Origin of the sequence: uncultured Wocania sp. (assembly GCF_964021735.1) — a bacterium.
Lineage (GTDB): Bacteria > Bacteroidota > Bacteroidia > Flavobacteriales > Flavobacteriaceae > Wocania_A.
Map to the genome: position 1 here is coordinate 1 of NZ_CAXIBN010000243.1, position 3,709 is coordinate 3,709.

At 32.2% G+C, this 3,709-nt stretch carries 4 protein-coding genes; 2 read left to right on the plus strand and 2 right to left on the minus strand.

Annotated elements, in window-relative coordinates; genetic code table 11:
• Together AADI82_RS14380 and AADI82_RS14385 are read right to left on the minus strand one after the other, a co-directional pair.
• Window positions 1-1,181, minus strand: a 1,181-nt coding sequence (locus AADI82_RS14380; RefSeq protein ID WP_341217111.1) for a glycosyltransferase family 4 protein, incomplete at its 3' end; no start/stop codon positions are given.
• A 32-nt stretch (window positions 1,182-1,213) separates the two neighbouring features.
• Window positions 1,214-1,687: a heme-binding domain-containing protein gene (locus AADI82_RS14385; protein WP_341217112.1), complete on the minus strand. Its 474-nt coding sequence runs from the start codon at window positions 1,685-1,687 to the stop codon at window positions 1,214-1,216.
• Window positions 1,688-1,725: 38 nt separating this feature from the next.
• Between AADI82_RS14385 and AADI82_RS14390 the strand changes: the two genes are divergently transcribed.
• Entirely contained in the window at window positions 1,726-2,292 is a 567-nt protein-coding gene (locus AADI82_RS14390; protein ID WP_341217113.1) for an adenylosuccinate lyase, read from the plus strand.
• Between the two features lie 86 nt (window positions 2,293-2,378).
• The coding region (gene purB / locus AADI82_RS14395) for an adenylosuccinate lyase (RefSeq protein ID WP_341217114.1) at window positions 2,379-3,709 on the plus strand (1,331 nt) is incomplete at its 3' end.

Consider the following 3,709-nt stretch of genomic DNA (forward strand, 5'->3'; position numbering starts at 1 on the left):
GTATGGTGCATTAACATTTGCCCTGTGAAATTGTTGAGTCGTTTTTCGTTTAGATATTTTGTTGTTTCTTCAATTTTAAAAATTAACTTTTGGCGAAAATATGTTTTACTAAAACGAGCATTAATAATTTCAAATCCATTTTGCTGTTTGCCTGTCCACAAAGTTTCATCATTATATAATTTAATCGCATTTTCAACAAAATCATCTGGCTTATCCTCAATACAACCATTCGGTTTTAAATCAGCAAACATGCCTTCAGCCGCTGTACTTGTCATAACACAAGGTGTTCCATTTTGCATCGCATCAACTAACTTCCCTTTTAAACCTGCTCCAAACTGAATTGGTGCTAAGCATATTTTTGCTTGCTGCATAACATCGTTAACATCATTAGCAAATCCCTTTACCAAAAACCCCTCCTTTTTATTATGAAGTTGATTTACTTTTTGTGAAGCATAAGCACCATATATGTTTAAATCTGCCTTATGGAGTTGCTTTTTTATTAATGGCCAAATGGTTTCTTTTAAATACAAAACCGCATTGTAATTGGGCTCGTGTAAAAAATTACCAATCGTTATAAAATGTTGCCGTTCGTTAAATTTTGGTAGTTTTTCAATGTTTTCTTTTGAGATTTCATCTAACATAAATGGTAAATAAACCAACAACGACTCATCTACTTTAAACTCGTTTTTAAGAAGTTCCATTTCAGCTTCCGAAATAATCAAACTTAAATCGCATCTATAAATACTAGCTATTTCTCGCTTTGCAGTGTCGTTAAACAAATAGGTTTTATCAAAAGGCTTACTGTATTTATAGGCTTGCTGTCTGCCTTTTCGCAAACCATGTAAATCTTCAGTATCAAGAATTCTTAACGCATTTGGACACTGTTCTGCGACACGCCAACCGAATTGCTCTTCGGTCATAAAACGGTCAAACAAAACAATATTTGGATTTAATTCTTTTACAAAAACATCAAAACTTGAATGATTTAATTTTATGCTTACTTGCTCAATTCCAATAGTTTTTAAATCAAAAGCATTATCACTTTTCGCACAAGCACTTGCAAATGTTATTTGATAATTTGCAGATTGAAATACATCAATTAACTGCATCATTCTGCTACCAGCAGCAGAACTTTTAGGTTCTGGCCAAACAAAACCGATGATTAATAGATGCTTACGCATTTAGATTTTTAGATATCTGGATTATTAGAAAACTATTCTGGTTTCGGCTCTAAGCTATATTTAAGGCGCACTTGTTTTGCCCAATCTACCACAGCTTTAATTTGTTTATCTGAAAGTTTTGCTTCTGTGTGCGTCCAAGTATAAGAATTTAATGGCATCTCTTTTGCTTCAACCATTTCAATAAGTTCTTCAAATTTATGATCTTTCCGTTTGGTAGAATTCCCTTCCCATTTAGATACATTAAAATGTTTCTTTCCGTCTTTTACATGACTAGCTAACCAATAGTTTATAGGTGTAATTTTGTTGTACCAAGGGTATCGTGTAAAATCGCTATGGCAATCGTAACAGGTTTCTTTTAAAATAAGTTTTACATCTTCAGGCGGATTGGTTTCTTCTAAAAAAGCATCAATTGATGCTAAATCGCCTTCATTTTTATCTGGACCAAAAAATTGAGCTATTAAAAATACAATAAGTATCAACCAAAGAATCTTTTTTATTATTCGCATTTTAAGTAATTTTAGAAGCTTAAAAATAAGAAAACCTTTTGACTACCGCGCAACTTTATAAAGAATTAAATTACGTAAACCATTCGCGCGAAAAACGCTTGTATTATGCTAATTTAATGCATGACAATCCGGATTTAGTTCCTAGTTTATTAGACATTCTTTTTATGGTTGATGATGAAATTTCGCCACGAGCGGCTTGGGTTTTCGAATTTATGTGCAATGCGGATATAGAAACTATAATTCCGTATCTAGATATGTTTACAGAAAACATGCATAAAGTACATTTAGATTCTGCGGTTCGTCCTGTGGCAAAAATTTGTGAATTTTTAGCAAAAGCATACACCTCTAAAGCCAATAATAAAATTAAAAATACATTAACTGAAACACATAAAGAATGTATTATTGAAGTCTGCTTTGATTATATGATTAATGATGAAAAAATTGCGCCTAAAGCTTACTCTATGAATACTTTATTTTTATTAGGTAAAGACTACGATTGGGTGCATCCAGAATTGGCGCTTATTTTAGAGCGTGATTTCCAAATACAGAGTTCTGGTTTTAAAGCACGGGCAAGACACATTTTAAAGAAAATAAAATCAAAATAACTTCATACTTCTAACTTCGTACTTCTAACTTTCTTTCCTATCTTTGCAATCCCGATAATTATCGGGACTTAAAACAACACAAAAACATGTCATTATCATCATTAAACGCCATCTCTCCAATTGATGGAAGATATAGAAATAAAGTAAACGAATTAGCACCTTATTTTTCTGAAGAAGCCCTAATTAAATATCGTGTTTTAGTTGAAATTGAATACTTTATTGCACTTTGCGAAATTCCGTTACCTCAACTTCAAAGTGTTGATAATACTATTTTTGAAGATTTAAGAGCTATTTACAAAGATTTTTCTACTGAAGATGCTTTGGCAATTAAAAAAATTGAAAGTGTAACCAATCATGATGTTAAAGCAGTTGAGTATTTTATAAAAGAAAAATTTGACGCTTTAGGCTTAGCTCAATATAAAGAATTTATCCATTTTGGATTAACCTCGCAAGACATAAACAACACCGCTGTGCCTCTAAGTATTAAAGAAGCGATGAATGATGTTTATGTACCAGAATATTTAACGGTTTTAGAAAAGCTTAAAAGTTTATCTCAAGATTGGTCTGCTATCCCTATGCTTGCTAGAACCCACGGACAACCCGCATCTCCAACACGTTTAGGCAAAGAAATTGAGGTTTTTGTTGTGCGTTTAAAAGAACAATTTAATTTATTGAACGATATACCAAGTGCTGCTAAATTTGGTGGTGCAACAGGTAATTTTAATGCACATCATGTGGCTTATCCAAACATTGACTGGAAAGCTTTTGGTTCTAAATTTGTACAAGAAAAACTAGGGTTACAACATTCGTTCCCAACAACGCAAATTGAGCATTACGACCATATGGCTGCTTTGTTTGATACTTTAAAACGTATCAATACGATTTTAATTGATTTAGACAGAGATATTTGGACCTATGTTTCAATGGATTATTTTAAGCAGAAAATTAAAGCAGGTGAAGTTGGCAGCTCTGCAATGCCACATAAAGTAAATCCTATTGATTTTGAAAATTCTGAAGGCAACTTAGGAATTGCTAATGCTATTTTCGAGCATCTTTCAGCTAAACTACCAATTTCTAGATTACAGCGCGATTTAACTGATAGCACCGTTTTACGTAATGTTGGTGTGCCTTTTGGACATACTTTAATTGGTTTTAAATCTACTTTAAAAGGATTGAACAAATTACTTTTAAATGAAAGTAAATTTGCTGAAGATTTAGAAAATAATTGGGCGGTAGTTGCTGAGGCTATTCAAACCATTTTACGTCGCGAAGGTTATCCTAATCCTTATGAAGCTTTAAAAGGTTTAACCAGAACTAACGAAGCTATAAATCAAGATTCTATTTCAAATTTTATTGACACATTAGAAGTTTCAAACACAATAAAAGAAGAATTAAAACGTATTACTCCTAGTAATTA

Bases quoted from the DNA above. Each gene is read 5' to 3' on its own strand.
- AADI82_RS14385 (WP_341217112.1), bottom strand. From the start codon at position 1,687: ATGCGAATAATAAAAAAGATTCTTTGGTTGATACTTATTGTATTTTTA.